Source organism: Saccharothrix stipae, assembly GCF_054781895.1.
Genome location: NZ_BAAGTN010000007.1, coordinates 612792 through 637517, shown reverse-complemented (window position 1 = coordinate 637517; position 24726 = coordinate 612792). Strand labels below are relative to the sequence as shown.

Genomic DNA, 24726 nt, shown 5'->3' with positions numbered 1-24726 from the left:
CCTGCCGAAACGCTCCTAAGTAAGTGACGACCCGGTACGCACGTCGCTACCTTGCGCCACAGCCGATCGAAGGGAACGGACATGGCACGGCAGGACGGGAACGGCGCGGCGGTGTGGAGGGTGCTGCTGCTCATCGGAGTGCTGTTGAACGGCATCGGCCTCGTCGCCGGGGTGCCGCTGCTGCCGCTGGTCGGCGCACCGCTCGCGCTGGCAGGTCTGATCGGCCTGCTCGCCGCCAGGCGCAAGGCGTCCTGAACCTCCGACGCCCCGCCCACCGAAGGCCGCCCCCACGCCAGGGGCGGCCTTCGCCGTGTTGGGCCGGTCGGCCCACTCGGGCTACCGACCGTTGACTTTCCGGACGGGCCTCTGCAACGCTGCGAACCGGTTACGCAAGAAATCGACAAGTACGCGGAACTTTCTGACAAGATCCCTGGAATTGCCCTAAGAGAAGGGCCTGCACGACGATGTCAACGACGACACGCGCCCGTTCGCGCCTTGCCGCCTCCCTGCTCGCACTGTCCCTCACGGCGTTCACCCTGAGCCCCCCTGCCGCTCAGGCCGCACCTTCGGCCGGGGTGCTCGACCTCGGCACACCGACCCGCATCGACCAGGTCAGACTGTCGTTGCCGGACGACGACTCCACCTTCGCCGTCCAGACCAGCCTCGACGGCAAGGGGTTCGCCACCCTGGTGCCGTCCGCCCCGCGCAAGGGCGACCGCCAGACGTTCGACTTCGACCCCACGCTGGTGCGTTACGTGCGCGTGGACGGCGCGCGGGTGGAGGACATCGACGTCCGCGAGGCCGTCGACGCCAAGCTCGCCGCCGCCTACAGCGCGAGCAGCCACAACGACGTCTACCAGGCGTCCAACGCGGGCGACGCCAACCAGGCCACCTACTGGGAGAGCGCCAACAACGCGTTCCCGCAGTGGCTGCGGGCCGACCTGGGCTCGGCGGTCAAGGTCGACCGGGTCGTGCTCAAGCTGCCGACGGCGGGCTGGGGCGCGCGCACGCAGACGTTGGCCGTGCAGCACGGCACCGACGGCCAGAACTTCGGCGACCTCGTCCCGTCGGCCCAGTACGCGTTCAACCCGAGCGCGAACAACACGGTGACGATCCAGTTCACCGCGACGACCACGCGGTACGTGCGGCTGCTGATCACCGGCAACTCAGCCTGGCCCGCGGGGCAGGTCTCGGAGTTCGAGCTGCACGGCCCGACCACCGGCGACACGCAGGCGCCCTCGGCGCCGACCAACCTCGCGCACAGCTCGCCGCAGTCCGGCCAGATCCGGCTGACCTGGTCGGCGTCCACCGACAACACCGGCGTCACCGGCTACGACGTCTACGCCAACGGCGCGCTGCGCACGAGCGTCGCGGGCACCGTGCTGGCCTACACCGACTCCCAGCCCGACGGCGTCGCGGTCACCTACCACGTGATCGCCAGGGACGCGGCGGGCAACCAGTCGCCGCCCAGCAACTCCGTCACCCGGCCCGGCTCGCCCGGCAACGGCACGAACCTGGCCAAGGGCAGGCCGATCACCGCTTCCTCGCACACGTTCACCTTCGTCGCCACCAACGCCAACGACGACGACGTGAACACGTACTGGGAGGGCGCGACCTACCCGAACACGCTGACCACGCAGCTCGGCTCCAACGCCGACCTCAGCTCGGTCGTGCTCAAGCTCAACCCGTCGTCGGCGTGGGGCACGCGCACGCAGAACATCCAGGTGCTCGGCCGCGAGCAGAGCGCCGCCGGCTTCACCAACCTGGTGTCCGCGCGCGACTACGTGTTCAACCCGGCCACCGGCAACACCGTGACCATCCCGCTGACCGCACGCGTCGCGGACGTGCAGCTGCGCATCACGGCCAACACCGGCGCGCCGGGCGGCCAGGTCGCCGAGTTGCAGGTGTTCGGCGTGGCCGCGCCGAACCCGGACCTGACCGTCACCGCGACCTCGTTCACCCCCACCAGCCCGGTGGAGACCAACCCGATCACCCTGTCCGCGACCGTCCGGAACGCGGGCACGGCCGCCTCGGGCGCGACCGACGTGACGTTCTTCCTCGGCAACGACGCCGTGGGCACCGCACAGGTCGGCGCCCTGGCGGCGGGCGCGTCGGCAACCGTCACCGCGGCCATCGGCCCCCGCGGCTCCGGCTCCTACCAGTACACCGCGAAGGTGGACGAGACGAAGAAGGTCGTGGAGCAGAACGAGGCCAACAACGCCCGCCTGCACCCGAGCGCCCTCGTCGTCACGCCCGTGCCCAGCTCGGACCTGGTCGGCGCGCTGAGCTGGTCGCCGACCAACCCGGCCAACGGCCAGAACACCACCTTCACCGTCGTGCTGCGCAACGAGGGTTCGATCGCCACCGCGAGCGGCGCGCACGGCGTCACGCTCACGTTGGTCGACGCCACCACCGGCGCCACCGTGCGCACGTTCAACGGCAGCCACACGGGCACGATCCAACCCGGCCAGTCGGCCGCGCCGATCACCTTGGGCACCTGGCCCGCCGCCAACGGCAAGTACACCCTGAGGACCGCGGTGGCGGTGGACGCCAACGAGATCGCGGCACGCCAGGGCAACAACGTCACCACCCAGTCCCTGTTCGTCGGCCGAGGCGCGAACGTGCCGTGGGAGCACATCGAGGCCGAGGACGCCGTCACCGCGGGCGGCGCGCAGAAGATCGGGCCCAACCGCACCATCGGCGACCTCGCCGGCGAGGCGTCCGGGCGGCGCGCGGTGACGCTCAACAGCACCGGCTCGTCGGTCGAGTTCACCACCAACGGCTCGACCAACACCCTCGTCACCCGCTTCTCCATCCCGGACTCGCCAGGCGGCGGCGGTATCGGCGCCACGCTGAACGTCTACGTCAACGGGTCGTTCCACAAGGCCATCGACCTGCACTCGCGGCACATCTGGCTCTACGGCAACGAAGCCGCACCGGGCAACTCCCCCGGTGCCGGGCCGCGGCACATCTACGACGAGGCGAACGTGATGCTGAACAACACGTTCCCGCCCGGCACGAAGATCAAGCTCCAGAAGGACGCGGCGAACACCACCAACTACGCCATCGACTTCGTCAACTTCGAGAACGCGGTCGCCCGGGCCAACCCCGACCCGGCCCGGTACCTCACGCCGACCGGGTTCGGCCACCAGGACGTGCAGAACGCACTCGACCGGTTCCGCATGGACACCAGCGGCAACCTGCTCGGCGTCTACCTGCCGTCGGGCACCTACACCACCTCGCAGAAGTTCCAGGTCTACGGCAAACCCATCCGCGTGATCGGCGCGGGACCTTGGTTCACCAAGTTCGTCGTGCCGACCACGCAGGAGAACACCGACGCGGGCTTCCGGGCCGAGCAGTCGGTGAACGGCTCGACGTTCAGCGGGTTCGCCTTCTTCGGCAACTACACGTCCCGCATCGACGGTCCGGGCAAGGTGTTCGACTTCGCCAACGTCGCCAACATCACCATCGAGAACATCTGGGCCGAGCACATGGTGTGCCTCTACTGGGGCGCGAACACCGACTTCATGACCATCAAGGACTCCCGCATCCGCAACATGTTCGCCGACGGCATCAACATGACCAACGGCAGCACGGACAACTGGGTGGCGAACATCGAGGCGCGGTCGACCGGTGACGACAGCTTCGCGCTGTTCTCCGCCATCGACGCGGGCGGTGCCGACGAGAAGAACAACGTCTACGAGAACCTGTCGTCGCTCACCACCTGGCGGGCCGCGGGCCTGGCCGTCTACGGCGGCTTCCTCAACACGTTCCGCAACATCTACGTCGCCGACACGTTGACCTACTCCGGTGTCACGATCAGCTCGCTGGACTTCGGCTACCCGATGAACGGCTTCGGCCCGGAGCCGACGACGTTCAGCGGGCTCACACTCGTGCGCACCGGCGGCCACTTCTGGAACGGTCAGACGTTCCCGGGCATCTGGATGTTCTCGGCCTCCAAGCCGTTCCGGGGGATCCGGGTCAACGACGTCGACATCATCGACCCGACCTACTCCGGAATCATGTTCCAGACCAAGTACACCGGGTCGACACCGGAGAACCCGATCCAGGACACCGTCCTGACCAACATCTCCATCTCCGGCGCACGACTGAGCGGTGACCAGTTCGAGCACAAGTCCGGCATCGGCCTCTGGGCCAACGAGATGCCGGAGGCAGGTCAAGGCCCCGCCGTCGGCTCGGTCACCTTCAACAACCTGAGGTTCAGCAACAACGCCGAGAACATCCGCAACCGCACCTCGACCTTCACCATCACCATCAACCCCTGACCCACCCCTTCCCCAACACCCCTAACCCACCCACAACGGACCCGGCGCACCCCCACCGAGGCTCGATTTGACATGGGTTCGGGTGCCATAGGCTGGACGAAGCCGGGCAGGCTTGGCGGGCGATTTATCCGCCAGGCCTGCCCGGCTTTGGCCTGCCTGGGGTGCCCGTAAGGGCCCCATGTCAAATCGAGCCGGAAGCGCCCACCCCACCCCCTCCACCTAATCCACCCATCCCACCCCCACCCCCGTACATTCGAGCCACACTGCCAAGCCCGCAGGAGGTGCCATGGCCGCGCGCCCACTCGACCGATCCGCCGACGCGCCGCTCTGGCGGCAACTCCAGGACGACCTCATCACCCGTCTCCGATCGGGCGACTTCGACACCGGTTTCCCCGGCGAGCTCGCCCTCGTGGACGACTACCGCGTCAGCCGCCACACCGTCCGCCAAGCCCTCCACCAGCTGCGCGCCGACGGCCTGGTGGTCGCCGAACGCGGCCGCCAGCCGAGGGTGAGCCCGGCCTCCGACGTGGAGCAGCCGCTGGACACCCTCTACAGCCTGTTCGCCTCCGTCGAGGCGGCCGGGCTGGAGCAGCGCAGCGTGGTCCGGGTGCTCGACATCCGGGCGGACGGGGTGATCGCCGACCAGCTCGACCTGGAGGGCTCCACACCGCTGGTGCACCTCGAACGACTGCGGCTGGCCGACGGCGAGCCGTTGGCGATCGACCGGGTGTGGCTGCCTGCCGACCTGGCCACGCCGCTGCTCGGCGCCGACTTCACCCGCACCAGCCTCTACGCCGTGCTGGCCGAGCGGACCGGGGTCCGGCTCGACCACAGCCGGGAGACGATCAAGGCCGTGGTGCCGACCGCCGCCGAACGGGCGCTGCTGCACTGCGGGCCGGACGTGGCGTGCTTGTCGATCCACCGGCTCGGCCGCGCCCAGGGCCGCCCCGTGGAGTGGCGCCACACGATGGTGCGCGGCGACCGCTACACGGTGTCGACCGAGTCAAAGGCCACCCGCCGCTGAACCGCACCCTCCGCACACCCTCCCCTCCCCACGCCCTCCCCACCCCGCCTTGCCCTCCCCACACCGTCCGCCCTAATGTACGGACAAATGACGGAGGCGCGGATGAACGTCGAGACGATCAGCACCGAAGCCCTGGGCGATCGCGGCTACCTCGTGCACGACGGTGAAAAAGCCCTGGTCATCGACCCTCAACGCGACTTCGACCGGATCGAGGACCTGGCCTCCCGCCTGGGCGTCCGGATCACCCACGTCGCCGAGACCCACATCCACAACGACTACGTCACCGGCGGCCTCGCGCTGGCCCGGCGGCACCACGCCACCTACCTCGTCGCCGCCGCCGAGGACGTCGCCTTCGACCGCCACCCGGTGCGCCCCGGCGACGAGTTCGACGTCGGCTCGATGAGGCTCACCGCCGTCGCCACCCCCGGCCACACCGAGCACCACCTGGCCTACGTGGTCGAGCACGACGGGCGACGGGCCGTGTTCTCCGGCGGCAACCTGCTGTACGGCTCGGTCGGCCGCACCGACCTCGTCGCGCCGGAGCTCACCACCGACCTGACCCACGCCCAGTACCGCTCCGCTCGCGCGCTGGCCGACCACGCCGGCGACGACGCGACCCTCCACCCGACGCACGGGTTCGGCAGCTTCTGCTCGTCCGGGCCCGCGGTCGGGGCCGACGCGTCCACCATCGCCGAGCAACGCCGGTCCAACCACGCGCTCACCGACGACGACGAGCACCACTTCGTGCGAACCCTGATCGCCAACCTGACCGCGTACCCGTCGTACTACTCCCACATGGCGCCGCTGAACCGGAGCGGACCGGGCACGCCCGACCTGTCCGTGCCCGAACCGCTGCGCGCCGACGAGCTCACCGCGCGGATCGAGGCCGGCCAGTGGGTGGTCGACCTGCGCGACCGGGTGGCGTTCGCGGCCGGGCACCTGTCCGGCACGGTGAGCGTCGAGTACGGCCGCAGCTTCACCACGTACCTGGGCTGGACCCTGCCGTGGGACGAGCCGGTCACGCTGGTCGGCTCGAAGGAGGCCGTGCGCGCGGCCATCCGCGACCTGTCCCGCATCGGCATCGACCGCCCCGCCGCCGCGATGGGCGACGACCCGACGGGGATCGCGCCCGGCCACCCGGTGGTCGCCTACCGCCGCGCGACGTGGCCGGACCTCGCCGGCCGAACCACCCAGCCCGTCGTGCTCGACGTCCGCCGCCCCGACGAGCACCACGCGGGCCACGTCACCGACTCCACCAACATCCCCCTCCACGACCTGATCCGCCGCCTGGACGAGGTGCCGCCCGGCGAGGTCTGGGTGCACTGCGCCTCGGGCTACCGGGCCGGGATCGCGGCCAGCCTGCTGCACCGGGCCGGCCGCACGGTGGTGCACCTCGACGACGAGTGGACCAGCGCCGCCGCCGCGGGCGTGCCGATCACGACACCGTGACGGCGCTCATCCTCGCCCTGGTAGCCGGCGCCGTCGTCGGCCTGTCGCTCGGCGCGCTCGGCGGCGGTGGCAGCGTGCTGGCCGTCCCCGCGTTGATCTACCTGATGGGCTTCAGCCCGGAGCACGCCACCACCGCGAGCCTGGTGGTCGTCGTGGGGACGTCACTGACCGCCCTGACGACGCACGCCCGCGCCGGCGCCGTCCGCTGGCGGCTCGGCGCGGTGTTCGCCGCCGCGGGCATGGTGCCCGCCGTCGCGGCCGGCGTGCTCACGCGACACGTCCCGGCCGCCTTCGTCACCGGCGCGTTCAGCGTCGTGGCCGCCGCTGCGGCCACGTCGATGCTGCGCAAGTCCCGCGCACCCGCAGGAGACGTGCGCCCGGTCCGGGCCGCCGGCGTAGGTGCGGGTCTGGGCGCGATGACGGGGTTCCTGGGCGTGGGTGGCGGCTTCCTCACCGTGCCCGCACTGGTCGCGGTGCTCTCGGTCCCGATGACGGCCGCCGTCGGCACCAGCCTGCTGGTGATCACGGTCAACGCGGGCGCCGCCCTCTCCGCCCGGCTCGGCGACCTGGCCCTGCTGGACTGGACGCTGATCGGCCCGTTCGCCGCCACCGCCCTCCTGGGCGCCTGGGACGGCAAGCGGCTCGCGGGCAAGGTCCGCACCACGACCTTGCAACGCGTGTTCGCAGCGGCACTGCTGGCCATCGCGGTACTCATGGGCACCGACGCCGTACGCCACGCGCTGAACTGACGCACTCCCAGCCGACGCACGCCCAGCTGGCGCACGGCTAACGCACGGGGACGGCCCCTGGCCGGGAGAGGGAACCAGGGGCCGCCGCCGATCAGGCAAGGACGTCAGCCGACCTTGCCCACGCCCGCACCGCCCTGCACGACCGACTTCACACCGGAGCACGAGTCGAGCGCGTAGCCGTACGGGATCGCCTTGACGCTGCCACCCTGGTCACCCGAACCCGAGTTGACCATGTGGTTGTTGCGCGCCACCAGGTTGGCGGGGTCGGAGCTGCCCTCGCCGCGGTGGAACGGGTCCCTGGTGTTCTCGAAGTAGTTGCACTCCACGAGCACGCCCGCTTCCTCCGTGGAAGCCACACCGTACGACGTCACGCCGCCGTAGTAGTTGTTGTAGACGTGCACGGGGTTGCCGAAGCGGACCCGCGGGTGGCGCTGGTTGGTGCCGTCGAACCAGTTGTGGTGGTAGCTGACCCGCAGCTTGCCGCGGTCCTCGCTGCCGTTGTCGTCGCTGTGGCCCAGCAGCATGGACTTGTCGTGGGCGCTGATCTTGTTCCACGACACGGTCACGCAGTCGGACGCGCGCTTGATGTCGATCGCGCCGTCGTAGCCGTTGCGCAGGCTGTTGTGGTCGATCCAGACCCGGGTCGAGTACTGGACGTTGATCGCGTCGTCCTGCCAGTCCCTGAAGTTCAGGTTCCGGATGATGACGTTGGACGCGTTGGCGACGTTCAGCCCGTGCCCGGCGATGGTGGCGCCCGAGCCGACCCCGATGACCGTCTTGTTCGAGGCGATCTTCGTCATGCTGGACAGCGTGATGGTGCCCGACACGCGGATGGTCTGCGTGGTGGTCGACTTGGCGGCGTTGGTGAACGCCGTGGCGTCGCTGACGGTCACCGTGCCACCACCGGAGCCACCGGAGGTGCCACCGCACTGCGTGCCCCAACCTTCGAGGTTGAACGACGCGGCGTTGGCCGAGGGCACCATGATCACGGACGCGGCCAGGGCCGTCGCCGCGAGCAGCGCGCGGGAAGTCTTGCGAGACATGCGGTTTCCTCCATACGACTGTGGATGAAAAGGGAACCGGCGGCGGTCGAACGTGGCGGTGACCCGGGTCTACATCGGACTCACCACCTCTCCGCGGTGTGCTTGCGGATGTGCTCGACGTCGAACTCGTCACCGAGACCGGGAGAGGACGTCATGGCGACGTGCCCGTCCGCGTCGAGCGGGTCGGCGATCGCGAGCCGGTGGGGCGGCACGCGGTCGAAGTCGTGCAGCGGGTGCAGCAGGCCGCGCTCGTACCAGCGGCCGTTGTCCGTCCCGCCGAGCACGGCCAGGCTCGCGGAGCCGTCGCCGTGGATCTCGCAGTCCATGTTGAACGCCTCGGCCAGGTGCAGCGCCTTCACCGTCGGCGAGATGCCACCGACGTCGGTCGGACCCGCGCGCAGGATGTCGCACGCGCCGGAGGTGATCCACTCGGCACGGCTCAGGTGCTTGCCCCAGGCCACCTCCGGCCCGATCACCGGGATGGACAGCTGCTCGGCCAGCCACCGGTAGGAGCTGATCGACGCCTCCTCCATCGGCTCCTCGAACCAGTAGAAGTCCAGCTCCTCCAACGCCCGACCCAGTTCCAGCGCCTCGGTGCGCGAGTACCAGTGGTTGGCGTCCAGCATCAACGCCACCTCGGGCCCGACCGCCTCCCGCACCGCCTGGCACGCCGCGATGTCCGCGCGCACGCTGGGCGCGCCGGGCACCGGCGGCATCCACGTGTGCAGCTTGATCGCCCGGTAGCCCTGCTCCACCAACTGCTTGGCGAACGCCGCGTAGTCGCCGGGAGTGCTCAACCCGCCCGGCATCTCGTCACCGCACATCGTGCTGGCGTAGGCCGGGATGCGCTCGCGCGCGCCGCCGAGCAGCTTCCACACCGGCTGCTCGGCCCGCTTGCCCACCAGGTCCCACAACGCCGTGTCGACGTAGCCCAGCGCGCGGTCGGTGAACCGGCCGTGCGAGCCGCGCTGCTTGCGCGCCATCCTGCGCCACAACCGCTCCCGGTCCCACGGGTCGGCACCGATCAGCACGGGCTTCACGATCGAGTCGAGCACGGCGGGCCGCAGCTGGTCGGGGTGCACCTGGACGCGTCCGACGACACCGTCGGAGTCGGTGATCTCCAGCAGCGCCTCGCGGACCTCGTGCTCGGTGCTCGGGTGCCGGTGCCCGTGCGGGTCCACCGCGGTCCACGCGGTGGTCGTGAACACCGACACCTCGACGCGCTCGATCACTTGCGGTCCTCCCACTCCTTCTGCGCCTCGGTGAGCTTCTTCGCCATGTCGTCCAGGAACTGCTGGGCGGAGAGCTCGCCGAGGAGCACCTTCTGGTACTGGGGCTCGCTGTCGGTCTTGGTGATCGACGAGTACTGCGGCAGGTACACCGGCGCGGGCACGAGCACGGTGGCCGGGTCCTCCAGCACGCCGAGCGCCATCTTCACGTGCGCGGCCTTGTCGATCCACGCCGCGCCGCGCACGTCGGTGTTGGCCGGGATCTGGCCGACCTTCTCGTTCCAGTAGCCGTTGGACTCCGCCGAGGTCAGGAACTCGGCGAACTTCCACGCCGCGTCCTGGTTCTTGCTGTTGTTGAACACCGCGAAGCCGTCGGTCGGGTTGGGCACGACGGTCCGCTTGCCGCTCGGGCCGATCGGCAGCGGGATCGCGGCGACCTTGTCGCCCAGCGCCTTGGTCACGTCGCTGTAGGAGCCGAGGTTGTGGTGCATCATCGCCACCGAACCGCCGGTGAACTGGGCGATCATCTGGGTGAAGCTGTTGTTGACGTCCGCCTCGGGGGTGGCCTTCTTGTACAGGTCGGCGACCTTGTCGACCAGCTCGGCGTTGGCCTTGTCGCCCAGCGTGCTCTTGCCGTCCTTGAAGAAGCTGTCCACGCCGGAGTAGGCGTAGGCCTCGGTGATCAGCTGGAACACCGAGCCCGCGCCGCCGCGGATGGTGTAGCCGTACTTGTTCGCGGCGGTGTCGGTGAGCTTGGTGGCCGCGGTGATGAACTCGTCCCAGGTCTTCGGCGGCTCGATGCCCGCGTCCTTGAACCAGTCCGTGCGGTACCAGATGATGTCCATGTTGGCCGACGACGGCACGATGTACAGCTTGCCGTCCGGCGCGGTCTGGCGGACCGTCTCCACCAGCGAGGGCAGCAGCTTGTCCTTGAGCGCACCGCCGTTGATGCGGTCGTCCAGGGGCGCCAACGCCTCCTGGCCCACCAGGTGCGCGAGGTACGAGGTGGTCACGCCACCGACGTCGGGCGTCTCACCGCCGGCGATGGCGGTGTCGTACTTCTGCTGCACCGACGCGCTGGGGATGCCGACGTACTCGACCTTGATCTTCGGGTTCGCGGCCTCGAACCGGGTGATCAGCTCCTTGTAGATCGGCTCGCGGGCGGGGCCGCCGTTGTTGTCCCAGAAGGTGATGGTCACATCGCCGTCGGCGCCCGCACCTCCCTCCGACGAACAGGCGGACAGCGCCAACGCTGCGGCGACCACGGCACCCACGGCGACCAGCAGTTTTCTCATGATGCTCCCTATCCCTTCACAGCCCCGGCGCTGAGCCCCTGCACCAGGAACCGCTGCACGACGGCGAAAACCAGGACCACCGGTACGGCCGCGACCACGCCACCGGCGGCGAGTGCTCCGAAGTCGGTGTTGAACTCACCCAACGTGTAGCTCAGGCCGACCGGCAGGGTGAACTTGTCCTGCCGCGTGGCGAACATCAAGGCGAACAGGAACTGGTTCCACGCGCCGATGAACGCGAACGACCCGACCGCCACCAGGGCGGGCTTGAGCTGCGGCAGGACGACCGCGAAGAACGCGCGCAGGCGCGAGCAGCCGTCCACCATGGCGGCTTCTTCGAGCTCCACGGAGATGTTGCGGATGAACCCGCTCATCAGGATCAGCGACAGCGGCAGCTGGAACGCCACCTCCGCGATGATCAGGCCGGTGAGGCTGTTGAGCAGCCCCAGGCCCTTGAAGATCACGAACAGCGGGATGAGCATCATCGCGCCGGGGATGAACTGGCTGCACAGCATCGCCAGCAGGAACACCCGCTGGCCGCGGAACTTGAACCGCGCCAGCGCGTAGCCGCCCATCACCGACAGGATGGTCACGAACACGAGCACGCCCAGGCCCATGACCACGCTGTTGTAGAAGAAGATGCCGAACCCGATGTCGTTCCACACCGTGTCGAAGTGCTCGAACGAGATCGGCCACGGCACGAGCTGCGTGGAGCCGGCCGGGCGCACCGCGAACACCAGCATCCAGTAGAACGGGATGAGCGTGAACAGCAGGTACAGCACCAGCGGCACGTGGATCATCCACGGCTTGCCGGGTTCCTCGGCCACGGCCCGGCGTCGCCGCTTCGTCGGCTGCCTGGGCGGCGGCGGGGTGTCCACCGGGGGCCGGGTCAACGTCTCGGTCATGCTCGACTCCCGAACTTCGACACCCGCAGGTACGCGATGGAGAAGAACAGCAGGATCAGGAACCCGGCGACGGTGAGCGCCGAGCCGTACCCGAAGTTGTGCGAGTCGACCGCCTGCCGGGCCACGTACAGCGGCAGCGTGGTGGTCTGGTTCGCCGGACCGCCGCCGGTGAGGGTGTAGATGAGGTCGACGTTGTTGAACTCCCACACCGCGCGCAGCAGCGTCGACAGGATGATCGCGTCCTTGAGGTGCGGCAGGGTGACGCTGGTGAAGCGCCGCCACCGGCTCGCGCCGTCCACCGACGCCGCCTCGTAGAGGTCCTTGGGGATGCTCTGGAGGTCGGCCAGCAGCAGGATCGCGAAGAACGGCACACCGCGCCACAGCTCGGTGACGACGAGGGCGTCGAACACCGTGTCCGGGTTGCCGAGCACCGAGGTGCCCGGCGAGCCGATGCCCAGCTCCGAGAGCTCCTGGAAGATGCCGGTGGACGGGTTGAGCAGCAGGATCCAGATGCCCGTGGTGAGCACGCCGGACACCGCCCACGGCGAGAACACCAGCGCCCGCGCCATGCCCCGGCCGATGAACGTCTCGTTCACGATCAGCGCCAGCACCAGGCCGAGCAGCAGTTGCAGCCCGACCTCGACGAACACCCACTTGGTGCTGAACGCGAGGCTCTGCCAGAACAGCGGGTCGTCGAACAGCATCTGCTTGAAGTTGTCCAGCCCCGCGAAGCCGTTCTTCCACGGCTGCGTGACGTTGTACCGCTGGAGGCTGTAGTAGACGACGCTCCCGATCGGGTAGACCAGGAAGACCGCCATCAGCACCAGCGTCGGTGCGATCAGGGCGTAGGGCGCCCACGTGCGAGTCCTCATGCGGGGTTCCAGTCGCCGAGGTACGCGCGGAGGGTGTGCCCGGCGGCCTGGTCGGCGGTGAGCCGCGGCCGGTCGACACCTTCCGCGGCGCCCGCGCCGGAGTTGCGGTACTCGGCGAACCGGGCGTCGCGCCAGGAGAAGCCGGACATGTCGGTCCACGGCGCGTTCTTCACCGCCGCGGGCAGTTTCGTGTCGCGCACCACCACGGACGCGACGGCGTCCGGGTCGCCACCGGGGTGCCACGGGCGGCCCAGGTAGTAGGTGCCCGCAGGCGCGTCGCTGAGCACCGTCGAGTTCATGATCAGGAACCCGTGCGGGTTGTCCCGCCGCGTGCTGGCGGCGGTGATGTAACCGCTCGGATCGCCACCCCGGTCCAGCGCCCGGATGGTGACCTGGTCGAACACCGCCGTGGCGCGGCCGAAGATGAAGTCGACGTCGCCGACGATCTCGCCACCCCGGTAGTACTGGCGCGCCCGCGTGCCCACGGCGCGCGTGTCGGCGTACAGGGTGTCCTGGTGGCCGAGGAACCGGACGCGGTCGTAGTACTGCCGGTCGCCGGTGGCCTTGACCGCGACCGCCTGCGTGCCGGTGATCTCCGGGTGCGCGGCCCGGTCGAACGAGTTGCTGAACGTCAGGTCGCGGGCGGTGAACCCGTCCGCCTCGATCGTCGCCGTGGCCGAGCCGGTGGTCCCGTACGTGGTCCCGTCGGGCTTCTTGGTGCCGTTGGCGTTGTCGTAGTCGATCACGACGTCGCGCGCGGTGCCGGTGGAGCCCTTGAGGGTCAGGTCGCGCTTGGTCGCGGGCACCCGGATCACCTCGCGGTACACGCCCTTGCCGATGGTGATGGTCGTGCCTTCGGGCGCGGCGTCGACGGCGGCCTGCACCGTGTCGAAGTCGGTGCCCTTGGCCACGTGGTACCGCTCTCGACCCGGCGCGCCCGCCTTGAGGTTCTTCACCCGCGAGGCGGGCTCCAGGCCCCGGTCGAGCGTGGGCGTCCACCCGGCGTCAGCGCCGAGCGGCGTGGTCGGGTTGGCCGCGTTGAACGCGTCCAGCACGTCCACCGGCCGGCCGTCGACCAGCGTGCCGACCTCGGTGATGGCCGTGCCGCCCCAGTTGTAGATCAGGTCCTCGACCGCACCCCCACCGGACAGCTTGACGTAGTTGTTCTCCACGTACAGCTTCGACTGCACGCCGACGCCCCACGCGTAGCTGAACGTGGGTCCGGGCTCGTAGAGGTTGTTGTAGACGTGCACCTGGCCGAACCGCACCCGCGGCAGCCGTTCCTCGACGTTGCGGAACACGTTGTGGTGCACGCTCACCCGCAGCTTGCCCGGGTCGGTGGTCGAGGTGTTGGACGAGCCGATGAGCATCGTCTTGCCGTGGTCGGAGAACAGGTTGTACGACGCCGTGACCAGGTCGGTGCCGTTGGTCATGTCCAGCGAGCCGTCGTGCTGCTGGTAGGGGCGGCCGAAGTAGCTCGGCGCCGCGCTGTCGGGGTGCGGGTGGTCGGTGAACGTGTTGTGGTCGACCCACACGTTGGTGGCGCGTTGCAGGGACACCGCGTCGTAGTCGGAGTTCCAGTTGCCGTCGGCGCCGTCGGTCGGGTCCCACTGCGGGAAGCAGTCGCGGGTGTCGCGGAAGGTGAGGTTGCGGATGATCACGTTCTGCACGCCGTGCACCCGCACGTTCGCGCCGGTGATGCCCGCGCCCCGGCCGTCGCCGACGATCGTGGTGTCCGAGCCGACGTTGAGCGCGATGGCCTCCGCCTGGCGGCGCGCCGACGCCGCGCGGGCGTCCTCCAGCGGGCCGCTCGGTTCGTTCTCACGCCCCCAAACGGCGGGGTCGTAAGCGGCCAAATAGCCCGCGAGCGTGTAACCGTCGGTGGCATAGGTTGCGCAATCGACCCTGACGTCGATGACGCCGCGCACTTTGATGAGGCGGGGCGCGGGTGCCGCGAGGGCCGCCCGCAGTTCCGCCGCCGTGCGCACGACGTGCTCGGTCGTCGCGGCCGATCCACCGGTGGTGCCCGCACCGCTCGACGCCCAACCGTCACCGGGCTGGAGAACCTGTCGCCCCAGGTCATGACCTGCGTGCGCGGGTGCCGCGGCGATCACGCCAAGGGCGCAGGAGAGCACGAGCGCAGTACTGAGTATCCGCATGGCGAGGGGCCTTCCCCGGCGAATTTGTTCATAAATGTGAACTCTATCCAGAAGTGCGAACAGAGTATTGCGAAAATGTCCGCCGCACGTCAACGACGTAACTTCGTTCGACTTCGTTCGAAGGCCGTTCGACGAACACGTTCGACAGTTCGTCGAATTCGAGTCGATTTCGATCGCGCGACCGGAGCACAGCGGGTGCGGCACAGCGCGCAACCGCCCCCGACCCGGGTTCGGGCCGGAGGCGGCGCGGCGGTCCGCGGCGTGCCGTCAGACGGGCCGTGTGCCGTCAGACGGGCGGGGTGCCGTCAGACGGGCGGGGTGAAGGCGGCGATCCCGGCCGACAACGCCCGGGCGTGCGGGTTGCCGGGGTAGCGGTCGGCCAGGTGGCGCAGCGGGCGCAGCCGGTCGGCGACGCGGGTCGAGTTCACCGCGACCGCCGCGGCCAACGCCCGCCCGCCGACCTCGGCCGCGTGGTCGAAGTCCCGGTCCACCAGGTGGTTGCAGGTCAGCGCCACCAGGCTGAACGCGCGGCTGCGCACCATCGCCTCCGGGTAGCCCGCCACGGCGGCGGTCAGCGAGTCGATCGCGGTCGAGGTGTGCGACGGGTCCACCGTCCGGGCCAGCTCGGTCAGCACCACGCCGGTCAGCCCGCACAGGTCGGACTCGTCGAAGAAGCGCACCCACCCCGGCGCCGGACCCGACGGCGTGCGGGCGAACTCGTCGTGCGCGAGGCGCAGCAGCCGGATCGCCTCGCCCCGGTCGCCCAGGCCCGCGTGCGCCCAGGCCCGGTTCGCGTGCAGCACGGCGACCGCCCGCCGTGAACCGGCCCGGCGGGCCGCGGCCAGGCCGAACGCGAAGGCCTCCAGCGCTTCCCGCCGCTCGCCGCGGTGCAGTCGCAGCCGGCCGACGCGGTAGTGGACGTTGGCTGCCAGGTCGTGGTGGCCCGCTTCGGTCGCCAGGTCGAGCGCCCGGTCCCAGTGCCGCGTGGCGGCGTCGTCCCGGCCGGTGTCGAAGCACGTCCACCCGGCCAGGTTGCGCAGGTCGGCCAACCCCACCAACAGCCGCCTGCGCACCGCGCCCGCGCCCTCGGCGTCGAGGAGCCGGTCGTACCGGGTCGCGGCGGCGACCACCGAGTCGCGGCACGCGCCACCACCTCGCCGGTAGTCCACCTCGCGCAGGCGTTCGGTCTCGGCTTCCAAGCGCTCCACGTCCACGACGCCGATGCGTGCCGGGACGCGCTGAGGTTCTGCCATCGCCGCACCTCGCAATTCCACTAGAGCGGTGGAGGGGATCCATCAGCCGTGGCAACGGGGGTACCCAGGGTGACATCGTCGCCACCCTCCGTGGGATCCGCCGAGAAGGTGCGCATTGGCCCCCTGCGCCGACGCCCCCACTGGGCCAGAATCGAGCGGTGATCGCGTGCCACGCGGACCCGTGGCGGATCCCGGACCGGTGGCCGGTGGCCGGTCACGGCGCGCACCCCGCGCGCCCCTCCCCCACCAGCAGCTCCGACGACGTGGCTGCGTCGACAGGAGTGACACCCGATGCGAACGAAGTCACCGAACGCCCGGAGCCTGCGGTTGGCCGACGGACGGCGGGTGCGGCTGACGCCCGTGACGCCGGCCGACCGGGAGGAGCTGGCCGAGGCGTTGCAGCGAGCCGACGCGGACACGTTGTTCCAGCGGTTCTGCGGCGCCGCGCCGCCGCCCACGCCCGCGCTCCTGACCCACCTCACCGACCTGGACCACGTGCGCCGCTGCGCGATCGTGGCCCGTGACGCCTCGGGTCGAGGCGTGGCGATCGCCCGTTACGAGGCGACGGTGGAGTCCGGCGCGGCCGAAGTCGCGGTGGTGGTCTCCCCGCCGTGGCGGGGCGCCGGCCTGGCCACCGCGATGGTGGTCCGGCTCGCGTCCCTCGCGCTGACCAACGGGTTCGACCGGTTCACCGCGACCCACCTCGCCGGCCACCTCGCCGTGACCAGGATGCTGCGCTCGGCCGGCGCGGCCAGGATCAGCGACGGGTCCACAGTGGACTGGTCGGTTCCGCTGGCCCGACCGCGCCCGCTCGCGGTGCCCCGTCCCGCGCGTGACGACGAACGCAGACCGGGGCCGATCAGCACCATCCTCCCCGAGCTGCGGCGTGGACGCGGCCTGACCCAGTACGACCTGGCGGAACGGCTGCACGCGGCGTCCGGCAACGTCAGCATCACCAGGGAAGAGGTGTCGCGCTGGGAACGCGGCAAGCGCATCCCCGGCCCGTACTGGCGCGCCTGGCTCGGCCGGGTGCTCGACACGCCCCAGCAGGAGTTGGAACAGGCGGCCGCCATCGCCAGGCGAACCCGCCGTAGCCGCTGAGCCGCTCGCTCCCGCACGGTCGCCGGGCCGCACGGTGGTGATCGGGACGGCCCCGGCGGAACCGGACGTTCAGCGCGCGGCCGACTCCGCCCGCCACCGCGCCACGACCTGCTCGACGTCGAACGGCATCAGGTTCAGCGGCGGACCCGACATGGGCTTGCGGATCGCCTCCTCGATCTTCGCGTTGATGTCGGCCAGGATCGACCGCACCTCGGCCTCGGTGCGCGCCCGACCGGCGGCCTCGCGCGCGGCGGCCGCCTCCTTGCGCAGCAGCAGCGTCGGCGGGAGCGCGGTGCCCTCCTCGCGGCGCAGCTTCTCCTTCACCCACCACAGCTCGTCGTGCGGCTCGTGCAGCCCGCGCAGCGGCTTGCCCGCGCCCGGCAGGTCGTCGAAGTCGCCGCGGTCCTGCGCCTCGCGGATCTGCCGGTCGATCCAGCTCTCGAACCCCATGCCGGCCGGTTTGCGCTCGGTCATGACGCACCACCCCTCTTCGAGGGTACCGGCGCGGGCCGGGGTCTCGCGGTTGTGCCCGGAGGCGGGCACAACCGCGAGGTCCGGTCAGGAGAGCGTGCAGATCGGCCCCGGTGTCCAACCGGTCGGGTCGCCGCTGCCGTTGAACCCGATCTTGATCGTGCCGGCCGGCGGGATGGCGCCGTTCCAGGACGTGTTCGACACCGTCACCGACGTGCCGCTCTGGGTGAAGGTGCCGTTCCAGCCCTGGTTGAGGGACATCCCGGCCTTGAACGTGAACCCGATGCGCCAACCGCGGCTCGGCGTGGCGCCGCTGTTGCGGATGGTGATCTCCACCGTGAACCCGCCCGGCCACTGGTTGACGACCTTGATCTCCACGTCGCACGACCCGCCCGGGGCGGAAGTCGTGGTGGTGGTGGTGGTGGTCGTCGTCGTCGTTGTAGTAGTGGTGGACGTGGTGGTGGACGTGGGCGTGGTGCCGTTGAGCGCGGACACCACCGCCGGGAACCACTTGTTCGCGATCTTGCGATCACCGGACGCGTTCGGGTGCACGCCGTCGTAGGTGTCGCCGGCGGTGTTGAACCCGGCCCACTGGTCCACCACGGTGATCGGCGACCGGGCGGTGGACTTGCCCGCCGCCCAGCCGGTGATCGCCGCGTTCAGGTCGACCACCCGCTGCGGGCACTCCGCGCACGCGCTCGCCGCCATCGGGATGATCTTGGCGACGACCACCTTCATGTCCGCGTTGTTGGCGCGCATCTGGTCGACCAACTTGCCGTAGGCCGCCAGGATGGTCGCGGTCGACCGGTTGCTCCACACGTCGTTGGTCCCGAAGTGCATGAGCACCACGTTCGGGTTGGTGGCGGCCAGCCACCCGACGAGCTGGTTCTGGTCGGCCACCGCGGTGACGAGCGCGCCACCGTGCCCTTCGTTCTCGCCGTCGTAGGCGAACCCGCAGCCGTCACCGGCCCGGGTGCCCACGAAGTCGATGTTCGTGTGCCCGGCGGCGCGCAGGTCGCGGTCGAGCAGGGCCCGCCAGCAGCCCGGCGACCCGGTGATCGAGTCGCCCAGCGCCATGATCCTGGTGGGTGCGGCGGCCTCGACCGCCTGACCCGGCGCGGCGACCAGGACGCCGATGAGCGTGGCCAACGCGCCTATGAGTGCGGTGACAGCGGTTTTCCTCGACATCTGGGACTCCTAGGCCGTGGTGCAGCTGGCGCCGTTGAGGGTGAACGCGGTGGGCGCCGAGTTGGTGCCGTTCCACGACCCGATGAAGCCGAACGCGACCGAGCCGTTCACCGGGATGGAGCCGGTGTAGGCCACGTTGGTCGCGCTCAGCGTGGAGCCGGACTGGGCCGTGGTGGCGCCCCAGGACTGGGACACGGTCTGGCCGTTGGCCCAGGTCCAGCGCAGCGTCCAGCCGTTCACCGCGGTCGTGCCGGTGTTGGCGATCTTCACGTCGCCCTGGAAGCCGCCCTGCCACTGGCCGGCGATCTTGTAGGTGACCGCGCAGGACGCGGGGCCACCACCGCCGGTCTGGGTGGTCACGTTGACCGTGCCGGAACGGGTGGAGCGGTTGCCCGCCGCGTCCCGCGCGTAGACGGCGAAGGTGTAGGTGGTGCCGGCCGACAGGCCGGTGATGGTCGTCGACGTGGTGGTGGAGCTGCCCGCCGCGGTCTCCGCGGTGCCGCTGACGCGGACCACGTCGTAGCCGCTGACGCCGACGTTGTCGGTGGACGCGGTCCAGGACAGGGTGGCGCTGCTCGACGTGACGCCGGACGCGGACGGGGTGCCCGGCGTGGACGGCGGGGTGGTGTCGGTCGGGCCGCCATCGCCGTAGACGCTGGCCTCGCGGGAGGTGGCCTTGATGCCGTTCGCGCCGTTGATCGCGCGCTGGCCCCAGGGCGTGAGCTGGGCGGCGTTGAAGCCGGTCACCATGTCGAGGTACTCGACGCCGCCGCCGTTGCCGGACCACGACCACGCCAGGTAGCCCAGCTTGAGCGACTGGGTGGTGGCGAAGATCGTGTCCTCGTCGGGGTTGCCGTCGGAGTGGTCGTTGCCGAACTCGCCGACCACGATCGGCAGCTTCGCCGTGACGAACCGGTTCAGGTAGTCGGTGATCTCACCGGCCGTGTCGAACACGCCGTACATGTGGACGGAGAACACGGTGTTCTTCCGCGGGTCGGTGGCGAACACCGAGGCGGCGTTGTCGCGCATGGTGAAGCCCCAGTCTTGGCCCCAGTTCGGCGCGTCGACCATGATCGTGTGCTCGAAGCCCGCGGCGCGCAGGGACGTGATGGCGTCCTTGGTCGCCTGGGTCCAGCCGGCGTGGCCGTTGTTGCCCCACGGCTCGTTGCCGATGTTGAGGATGACGTACTTCTCCTGGCCGGCCATGGCGCTCTGGATGCTCTTCCAGTACTCCACGGCGCGGGCGAGGCTGACCGCCCCGCTCTGCTCCTGGTAGCCGGTGGTGTCGTGCACCTCCATCACGCAGATGAGCTTGTTGGCCTTGCACTGGTTGATGACGTTGGTGACGTCGGCGGCGTTGTTGAGGGTCCACCGGTCACCGGAGCTGAGGACGACCCGGACGGTGTTCGCGCCGGTGGCCTTGATGTCCTTGAGCGCCTGCGTGGTGCGGTCGGCGTACCAGGTGTGCGCGTGGTTCACACCGCGCATCACGAAGTCGTTGCCGTTGGCGTCGAGCAGACGCCCGTTGCTGACGGTGAACCCGGCCGCGGCGTGCGCCGGCACGACCGTCAGCAGGGACAGGACCAAGGCGGCGATGGCGGCCGTTGTGAGGGCACCGACCAAGGCGAATCGCTTGCGCATGGATGTACCTCGCGTAGTTGTCGACATTGACGTAGCGAGCGCAGGGCAGCGCGCCTGCCTCCGGCAGGCCTCCACACCAAAGCAATTAACCGCTTAAGTGTCAACGGTGCCATCCGCCGTCGAACGCCGCCCCCCGACCCGAACCGGCTACACGACGACACACCTGAATCGACCACCTGGGACCGCTCCCAGAAGGCCTTTGCGCAAGTCTCCTACACAACCGCCCTCGCGCCAACCCTCCCACCCGCGCGAGTCGTACCTCCAGCCCGCGCGTGTCCTACGTCCACGTCACGCGTGTCCTACGTTCAGAACACCCGAGTTGCACGCTCAGAACACGCGACCTGGGGTTTTGCCGCACGGCGGCGCGACGAACGCGAACGTAGGACATGGGTGTCCTGAACGTAGGACACGCGCGTTCTGAACGTAGGACACGCGCGGGTTGGGGGTTGGACTCTCGTGGGTTGGGGGGTTAGAGAGGTGGGGGGTGGGAGGTGCTGGAGCGGGGGACCAGTTCGGGGTCCGAGGTCTTCACCTGCTCGGCCGGGGCGCCGTTGATCACGTCCAGCAGCAGGCGCACGGCGGCGGCGCCGCGTTCGGCGATCGGGCGGCGGACGGCCGACAGGGCAGGGCGGACCAGGCGGCACAGGGCCGAGTCGTCCCAGGCCACCAGGGACAGCTGGTCGGGCACCGTCAGACCGAGCTCGTGCGCCACGCCCAGCGCCGACACCGCCATCACGTCGTTGTCGAACACCAGGGCCGTGGGCGGGGTGCCGCTGGTCAGCACGCGCCGGGTCACGCGGGCGGCGGCCTCGTCGGAGTAGTCGGCGTGCACGACCCGCGCCTCGGCCAGGTCCAACCGCGCGGCGGCGGTGGTGAACGCACGGGAGCGGGTCTGGGTGTGCACGAACTTCGTCGGCCCCGCGACCCGCACGATTCGCCGGTGGCCCAGCGCCACCAGGTACTCCAGCACCTCCACCACGGCCAGCTCGTCGTCGGTCCACACGCACGGCAGGTCCGGCACGACCGGCTCGCCCAGCACGACCGCGGGCAGCCGCAGCTCCTGCACCAACTCCACCCGCGGGTCGTTCTGGACCAGGTCGACCAGCAGCACGCCGTCCACCCGCCGCTCGCCCCACCACCGCCGGTACGCCGCCAGCTCGGCCGCCGAGTTGTCCGTCACCTGGAGCAGCAACGACGTCGGCCCACCCGCCAGCGCGCCCTGGATGCCGGAGATCAACTGCATGAAGTACGGCTCCACGCCGATCACCCGCGCGGGCCGGTCCACCACCAGCCCGATCGCGTTCGCGCGCCCGTCGCTCAACGACCTGGCGGCGCTGCTCGGCACCCAGCCGAGGCGGTCGGCGATGTCCATGATCCGGCGACGGGTCGGCTCGGAGACTCCCGGCCGGTTGTTGAGCGCGTAAGAGACCGCGCCGGTGGACACGCCCGCGGCTTTGGCGATGTCCGAGATGGTCGGTCGCTTGCCTACCACCCGCGCCCTCCTCGGTCGGTGATCATCGAGTCTAGACCGCTGATGGGACGGCCCCGCCCGGTAGGGTAATTAAGCGCTTAACGGATGACGAAAGGGGACTGCCGTGCCCTGGTTCGACCTCTCCGAACGGGAACTCGCCGAGTACCGGACCACCACCGCCGAACCGGACAACCTCGACCTGTGGTGGAAGTCCCGGCTGGAGGAGGCCCACGCGGCCGCGTTGCCGCCGGTGCTGACCCCGTACGCGGCCGACGCCTACGGACCGCTCTCGGTCTGGGACGTCGAGTTCTCCGGCTACGGCGGCGACCGGGTGCGCGGCTGGTACATCCGCCCCGCCGGTTCCGGCATCGGGCCGTTGCCCACGGTCGTCTGCTACATCGGTTACGGCGGCGGGCGCGGCCTGCCGTCGGAGCACGCGTTGCTGCCGTCGGTCGGGTACGCGGTGTTCGTGATGGACACCCGCGGCCAGGGCGGGCGGTGGACGCTCGGCGCCACCCCGGACTCCGGTCTCGCCGGCCCCGAGTACCCCGGCGTGATGACGCGCGGCATCGCCAGCCCCGAGACCTACTACGTGACGCGGCTGATGGTGGACGCGGCCCGTGCCGTCGAGGTGGCCGCTGCCCTGGACGGGGTCGACGAGACCAGGCTCGCGGTGTCCGGCGGCAGCCAGGGCGGTGGGCTGGCCCTGGCCGCCGCGGCGCTCAACGGCGAGGCGGTGAAGGTCTGCCACGCCGACGTGCCCTTCCTGTGCGACTTCCAGCGGGCCATCACCCTCACCGGCGAGGAGCCGTACGCGGAGATCGCCGCGTTCCTCGCCCAGCACGTCGACCTGATCCCGGCCGCGCTCGACACGCTGCGGTACGTGGACGGGGCATTGCTGGCCAAGCGGATCACCGCGACGTCGTTGCTGAGCGTAGGCCTGATGGACGAGGTGTGCCCACCGTCCACTGTGTACGCGGCGTACAACGAGATCACCGCGCCGAAGGAGATGGCGGTGTTCCCGTTCAGCGGCCACACCACGCCTCGGGTGCACGACGAGCGCAAGCTCCGCCACCTGCGCGCGCACCTCTGAGTGCCTTATTGATGCGTGACCGGCGAGGTGGCCCGCTCGGCCGGGCCACTCACCGGGTCGCGCGCGCGGCCGTGACGCAGGCGCGGAGCAGCCGGTCGTTCTCCGGTGCCGCGCCGCCGGGATAGGCGTAGCGGCGCCGGTTGTAGCCGTACGCCAGACCGCTGCGGGGATCGGCGAGCGCCTGGCTGCCCGCGGCGCCGCTGTGCCCGAACGCGCCCTGCCCCAGGAACGGGTAGAAGTCCACCACGGCGCTGAACCCCAGCCCGAAAGCCTTGTGGACGCGCGAAACGACGTCGTACCCGATCGACTGGACCTGCGCGAACTCCGCCATGGTGTCCGGCTTCAGCAGCGGTGCCCTGCCGTTCAGCCCCGTGGTGGCCGCCGCGTACATGCCGGCCAGACCTCGTGCCGACGCGACACCGCCCGCCGACGCCTGGCCCTGCGCCCTGGCGATCCGCTGGTTCGGGAAGTCCCACAGCTCGGGCGCGTCGGCACGGTGTTCGTTGAACGCGATCCCGCCCAGGCTCTCGACCCCGGTCACGTCCGCGTCGATCTCGGCCTGCTGCTCCGGTGTCGGCAGCATGGGCAACGTGGTCGCGAAACGCGGCTCCAGCTCGTCCGGCAGCCCGAGGTAGAAGTCGAGGCCGTTCGGCGCCCGGACCCGCTCCTCGAACAGCTCCTGGATGCTCCGCCCCGTCACGCGCCGCACCACCTCGCCGGTCAGCGCGCCGATCACCCACGCGTGGTAGCCGAACGCCGTGCCCGGTCGCCAGTACGGCCGCTGGCCCGCGAGCCGTGCCGCGATCAGCCGGTCGTCGGCCAGCTCCTCCAGGCTGAACCCGGCGTCCGCGCCGACCAGGCCCGCGCGGTGCGAGAGCAGCTCCCGCAGCGTGATGTCCTGCTTGCCCTCCGCCGCGAACTCCGGCCAGTAGTGGCTCACCCGCTGGTCGGGATCCAGCACGCCGTCCTGCACCAGCAGCGCCACCACGAGGTACGCCGCGCCCTTGGTGGAGGAGAACACCCCGGTCAGCGTGTCGGCCGTGAACCCGGGACCTGCCCAAAGGTCCACGACCAGCTCGCCGCGCACGTAGGCGACCAACTGGCCCGCGTAGTCCTCGCGCTCCCCGGCGACGAACTCCGCGAACTCCTCGCGCACGCCCTCGTACCCCGCAGCGACCGTGCCAAGCATGTGGCTCCTCCTCCGGCACCGTGACCCGCGGTCACGATAGCCGGGCGTGCCAACCACTTCGTGCTCCGCGGCACGCGCAGGTGGGGCCGCGGTTCGGCGGGGCGTGAGGGGACCACCGCCATAGTCCCCTCACGCCCCAGCCCGGTCAGTGGACTCGGCGGCTCTCCGAGGGCCTCAGGCAGCTCGGCCTGAGGCCTCCCGTGTCCACGACCAGCTCTCGGGCCACCGCGGTGGGGCCGACCGACCGGAACTCGCGCGTGGGCACGAGCAGCGCCGGCGGCACCGGCAGCGGCGCCAACCTCATGGTCACC

20 protein-coding genes are annotated in these 24726 nt (G+C 70.4%); 7 read left to right on the top strand and 13 right to left on the bottom strand.

Annotation, left to right across the window (positions count from 1 at the left end):
• Window positions 1-81 precede the first annotated feature (81 nt).
• The 5 genes from ACYVLT_RS15670 to ACYVLT_RS15650 all read left to right on the top strand — a co-directional run bounded on the left by ACYVLT_RS15670 (window position 82) and on the right by ACYVLT_RS15650 (window position 7508).
• The gene (locus ACYVLT_RS15670) at window positions 82-255 is read left to right on the top strand and encodes a hypothetical protein (protein ID WP_461120905.1); all 174 of its coding nucleotides are present in this window, start codon (window positions 82-84) and stop codon (window positions 253-255) included.
• Window positions 256-464: 209 nt separating this feature from the next.
• The gene (locus tag ACYVLT_RS15665; RefSeq protein WP_461120904.1) at window positions 465-4286 is read left to right on the top strand and encodes a galactose-binding domain-containing protein; all 3822 of its coding nucleotides are present in this window, start codon (window positions 465-467) and stop codon (window positions 4284-4286) included.
• Window positions 4287-4572: 286 nt separating this feature from the next.
• Window positions 4573-5310 carry a GntR family transcriptional regulator gene (locus tag ACYVLT_RS15660; RefSeq protein ID WP_461120903.1) on the top strand — a complete coding sequence of 246 codons (738 nt, stop codon included), beginning with the start codon at window positions 4573-4575 and terminating at the stop codon, window positions 5308-5310.
• A gap of 102 nt (window positions 5311-5412) precedes the next feature.
• Entirely contained in the window at window positions 5413-6759 is a 1347-nt protein-coding gene (locus ACYVLT_RS15655; protein ID WP_461121132.1) for an MBL fold metallo-hydrolase, read from the top strand.
• Window positions 6756-7508 (top strand): sulfite exporter TauE/SafE family protein, encoded by a 753-nt coding sequence (locus ACYVLT_RS15650; RefSeq protein ID WP_461120902.1) that lies wholly within the window; start codon window positions 6756-6758, stop codon window positions 7506-7508. Before ACYVLT_RS15655 ends, ACYVLT_RS15650 begins: the two co-directional genes overlap by 4 nt.
• A gap of 104 nt (window positions 7509-7612) precedes the next feature.
• Here the strand turns inward: ACYVLT_RS15650 and ACYVLT_RS15645 are convergent, their stop codons facing one another.
• The 7 genes from ACYVLT_RS15645 to ACYVLT_RS15615 all read right to left on the bottom strand — a co-directional run bounded on the left by ACYVLT_RS15645 (window position 7613) and on the right by ACYVLT_RS15615 (window position 16261).
• A complete protein-coding gene (locus ACYVLT_RS15645) occupies window positions 7613-8551 on the bottom strand; it encodes a pectate lyase family protein (RefSeq protein ID WP_461120901.1) in 939 nt (312 codons plus the stop codon).
• Between the two features lie 80 nt (window positions 8552-8631).
• Window positions 8632-9783: an enolase C-terminal domain-like protein gene (locus ACYVLT_RS15640; protein WP_461120900.1), complete on the bottom strand. Its 1152-nt coding sequence runs from the start codon at window positions 9781-9783 to the stop codon at window positions 8632-8634.
• A complete protein-coding gene (locus tag ACYVLT_RS15635) occupies window positions 9780-11075 on the bottom strand; it encodes an ABC transporter substrate-binding protein (RefSeq protein WP_461120899.1) in 1296 nt (431 codons plus the stop codon). The genes ACYVLT_RS15640 and ACYVLT_RS15635 overlap by 4 nt, the downstream gene beginning before the upstream one ends.
• 8 nt (window positions 11076-11083) lie before the next feature.
• Window positions 11084-11977: a carbohydrate ABC transporter permease gene (locus ACYVLT_RS15630; protein ID WP_461120898.1), complete on the bottom strand. Its 894-nt coding sequence runs from the start codon at window positions 11975-11977 to the stop codon at window positions 11084-11086.
• On the bottom strand, window positions 11974-12849 hold the full coding sequence (locus ACYVLT_RS15625; protein WP_461120897.1) for a carbohydrate ABC transporter permease: 876 nt from the start codon (window positions 12847-12849) through the stop codon (window positions 11974-11976). Before ACYVLT_RS15625 ends, ACYVLT_RS15630 begins: the two co-directional genes overlap by 4 nt.
• Window positions 12846-15008: a pectinesterase family protein gene (locus tag ACYVLT_RS15620; protein ID WP_461120896.1), complete on the bottom strand. Its 2163-nt coding sequence runs from the start codon at window positions 15006-15008 to the stop codon at window positions 12846-12848. The genes ACYVLT_RS15625 and ACYVLT_RS15620 overlap by 4 nt, the downstream gene beginning before the upstream one ends.
• Window positions 15009-15313: 305 nt before the next feature.
• The gene (locus ACYVLT_RS15615) at window positions 15314-16261 is read right to left on the bottom strand and encodes a tetratricopeptide repeat protein (RefSeq protein ID WP_461120895.1); all 948 of its coding nucleotides are present in this window, start codon (window positions 16259-16261) and stop codon (window positions 15314-15316) included.
• A gap of 291 nt (window positions 16262-16552) precedes the next feature.
• Between ACYVLT_RS15615 and ACYVLT_RS15610 the strand changes: the two genes are divergently transcribed.
• Window positions 16553-17362 carry a GNAT family N-acetyltransferase gene (locus tag ACYVLT_RS15610; protein WP_461120894.1) on the top strand — a complete coding sequence of 270 codons (810 nt, stop codon included), beginning with the start codon at window positions 16553-16555 and terminating at the stop codon, window positions 17360-17362.
• A 69-nt stretch (window positions 17363-17431) separates the two neighbouring features.
• Here the strand turns inward: ACYVLT_RS15610 and ACYVLT_RS15605 are convergent, their stop codons facing one another.
• The 4 genes from ACYVLT_RS15605 to ACYVLT_RS15590 form a co-directional block, all read right to left on the bottom strand.
• Window positions 17432-17836, bottom strand: coding sequence for a DnaJ family domain-containing protein (locus ACYVLT_RS15605; protein WP_461120893.1), 405 nt, complete (start codon window positions 17834-17836; stop codon window positions 17432-17434).
• Between the two features lie 84 nt (window positions 17837-17920).
• Window positions 17921-19021, bottom strand: coding sequence for a cellulose binding domain-containing protein (locus tag ACYVLT_RS15600; RefSeq protein WP_461120892.1), 1101 nt, complete (start codon window positions 19019-19021; stop codon window positions 17921-17923).
• Between the two features lie 9 nt (window positions 19022-19030).
• Window positions 19031-20662 (bottom strand): cellulase family glycosylhydrolase, encoded by a 1632-nt coding sequence (locus ACYVLT_RS15595; RefSeq protein ID WP_461120891.1) that lies wholly within the window; start codon window positions 20660-20662, stop codon window positions 19031-19033.
• 469 nt (window positions 20663-21131) lie between these two features.
• On the bottom strand, window positions 21132-22154 hold the full coding sequence (locus ACYVLT_RS15590; RefSeq protein ID WP_461120890.1) for a LacI family DNA-binding transcriptional regulator: 1023 nt from the start codon (window positions 22152-22154) through the stop codon (window positions 21132-21134).
• 103 nt (window positions 22155-22257) lie between these two features.
• On the opposite strand from ACYVLT_RS15590, the gene ACYVLT_RS15585 reads away from it, so the two are divergent.
• Complete coding sequence (locus ACYVLT_RS15585) at window positions 22258-23226, top strand: acetylxylan esterase (protein ID WP_461120889.1); 969 nt, start codon at window positions 22258-22260, stop codon at window positions 23224-23226.
• A gap of 49 nt (window positions 23227-23275) precedes the next feature.
• Here ACYVLT_RS15585 and ACYVLT_RS15580 read toward each other — a convergent pair whose 3' ends face one another.
• Complete coding sequence (locus ACYVLT_RS15580; protein ID WP_461120888.1) at window positions 23276-24415, bottom strand: serine hydrolase domain-containing protein; 1140 nt, start codon at window positions 24413-24415, stop codon at window positions 23276-23278.
• A gap of 145 nt (window positions 24416-24560) precedes the next feature.
• Entirely contained in the window at window positions 24561-24719 is a 159-nt protein-coding gene (locus ACYVLT_RS15575; protein WP_461120887.1) for a hypothetical protein, read from the bottom strand.
• Window positions 24720-24726 lie beyond the last annotated feature (7 nt).

Excerpts from the sequence above, each read along its gene's own strand:
- ACYVLT_RS15660 (WP_461120903.1), top strand. The coding sequence starts at position 4,573 with ATGGCCGCGCGCCCACTCGACCGATCCGCCGACGCGCCGCTCTGGCGG.
- ACYVLT_RS15625 (WP_461120897.1), bottom strand. The coding sequence starts at position 12,849 with ATGAGGACTCGCACGTGGGCGCCCTACGCCCTGATCGCACCGACGCTG.
- ACYVLT_RS15605 (WP_461120893.1), bottom strand. The coding sequence starts at position 17,836 with ATGACCGAGCGCAAACCGGCCGGCATGGGGTTCGAGAGCTGGATCGAC.
- ACYVLT_RS15610 (WP_461120894.1), top strand. The coding sequence starts at position 16,553 with ATGCGAACGAAGTCACCGAACGCCCGGAGCCTGCGGTTGGCCGACGGA.
- ACYVLT_RS15615 (WP_461120895.1), bottom strand. The coding sequence starts at position 16,261 with ATGGCAGAACCTCAGCGCGTCCCGGCACGCATCGGCGTCGTGGACGTG.
- ACYVLT_RS15620 (WP_461120896.1), bottom strand. The coding sequence starts at position 15,008 with ATGCGGATACTCAGTACTGCGCTCGTGCTCTCCTGCGCCCTTGGCGTG.
- ACYVLT_RS15635 (WP_461120899.1), bottom strand. The coding sequence starts at position 11,075 with ATGAGAAAACTGCTGGTCGCCGTGGGTGCCGTGGTCGCCGCAGCGTTG.
- ACYVLT_RS15595 (WP_461120891.1), bottom strand. The coding sequence starts at position 20,662 with ATGCGCAAGCGATTCGCCTTGGTCGGTGCCCTCACAACGGCCGCCATC.
- ACYVLT_RS15655 (WP_461121132.1), top strand. The coding sequence starts at position 5,413 with ATGAACGTCGAGACGATCAGCACCGAAGCCCTGGGCGATCGCGGCTAC.
- ACYVLT_RS15645 (WP_461120901.1), bottom strand. The coding sequence starts at position 8,551 with ATGTCTCGCAAGACTTCCCGCGCGCTGCTCGCGGCGACGGCCCTGGCC.
- ACYVLT_RS15580 (WP_461120888.1), bottom strand. The coding sequence starts at position 24,415 with ATGCTTGGCACGGTCGCTGCGGGGTACGAGGGCGTGCGCGAGGAGTTC.
- ACYVLT_RS15665 (WP_461120904.1), top strand. The coding sequence starts at position 465 with ATGTCAACGACGACACGCGCCCGTTCGCGCCTTGCCGCCTCCCTGCTC.
- ACYVLT_RS15670 (WP_461120905.1), top strand. The coding sequence starts at position 82 with ATGGCACGGCAGGACGGGAACGGCGCGGCGGTGTGGAGGGTGCTGCTG.
- ACYVLT_RS15600 (WP_461120892.1), bottom strand. The coding sequence starts at position 19,021 with ATGTCGAGGAAAACCGCTGTCACCGCACTCATAGGCGCGTTGGCCACG.
- ACYVLT_RS15630 (WP_461120898.1), bottom strand. The coding sequence starts at position 11,977 with ATGACCGAGACGTTGACCCGGCCCCCGGTGGACACCCCGCCGCCGCCC.
- ACYVLT_RS15575 (WP_461120887.1), bottom strand. The coding sequence starts at position 24,719 with ATGAGGTTGGCGCCGCTGCCGGTGCCGCCGGCGCTGCTCGTGCCCACG.